This is a genomic window from Winogradskyella costae (assembly GCF_013403865.1).
In the GTDB taxonomy this organism is placed as follows: domain Bacteria; phylum Bacteroidota; class Bacteroidia; order Flavobacteriales; family Flavobacteriaceae; genus Winogradskyella; species Winogradskyella costae.
This window is the reverse complement of sequence record NZ_JABFDK010000042.1, coordinates 1-922: the sequence shown is the minus strand read 5'-3', so window position 1 is coordinate 922 and position 922 is coordinate 1. Positions and strand designations below refer to the sequence as shown.

Here is a 922-nt window from a genome sequence, read left to right as displayed (position 1 = left end):
CTAACGGTTTGGTATATGAGTTGTTGCGTGTCTCAAGCACCTAATTTAGCAAATAAAAGACAGAAATAGAAAATCCGCAGGACTTTTCGTGAGTAGGCGAGAAGCAGCAATAAATTATATACGTTGTTGCCATTAGTTTTTTTATTCGTAATCATCATTGTACCAACCTTTCCATTCTCCAGTTTCGGGATAAGTCAGTTCATAAATTCTCTTTTCAGATTCACTTAAACAGTCCAAATATTTACTCAATTCCATTATATGAGTTTCTCCATAACCCATTCTCCAACCAATACTATATTTGTCTATTTCTGGATAAGCTAACCAAGGTGGCAAAATCGGATTTTCTAGCGTTTTAAATTCTCCAATTTCATTCAGAATGTCTCTTGTTTCCATTAAAGCGTATCCGAGTAAATTCAGTCCATTCCAAAAGTATGGATTTTCAGCGTCTTCATTATTTTGAGCGAGTCCAATTCCCCAAATATTGTCAACAGGACTTGCCTCAACCAAAATTCGGTCATTTGTATTTCTTAAAAACTCCGATAGTTTTGGATTCTGACTAAACTTGTGAAAATTACCTCTTACAACTATTTCAAATCTATTTTCTTCCCAAATCCGTTGGTTGAAGTTTTTGACTTGCCTACCAAGTTCTTTTACTTTTCCAGCTTTTGAGCTTTTGATTATTTGTTCGTAAATATCTTTGTCATTAAACAACAAAGCTTTTTCAGCCATCATAAAATGTTCGGCTGTTTGATATTCAATTCCGTTAACCTCAAAATTTGATTCGTACCATTGACTGAAACAAGATTTAGTTATTAAATCAGATTTCGTGTGTCCCCAAAATAGCAGGAATTTCAGGTTTTCGCCTGATTCAAATCGTTCAATTATTTTCTCGTTCGTGTAGTTCATTCAAATTAATGGCAAC

The 922-nt window shown here is 34.2% G+C and carries 1 protein-coding gene; it reads right to left on the bottom strand.

The genetic code is table 11. From position 1 onward, the window contains the following. Window positions 1-141: 141 nt before the first annotated feature. Entirely contained in the window at window positions 142-906 is a 765-nt protein-coding gene (locus HM986_RS17595; protein ID WP_179336351.1) for an NADAR family protein, read from the bottom strand. Between the last annotated feature and the right edge of the window lie 16 nt (window positions 907-922).

Coding starts and splice junctions, on each gene's coding strand:
- HM986_RS17595 (WP_179336351.1), bottom strand. CDS start 906: ATGAACTACACGAACGAGAAAATAATTGAACGATTTGAATCAGGCGAA.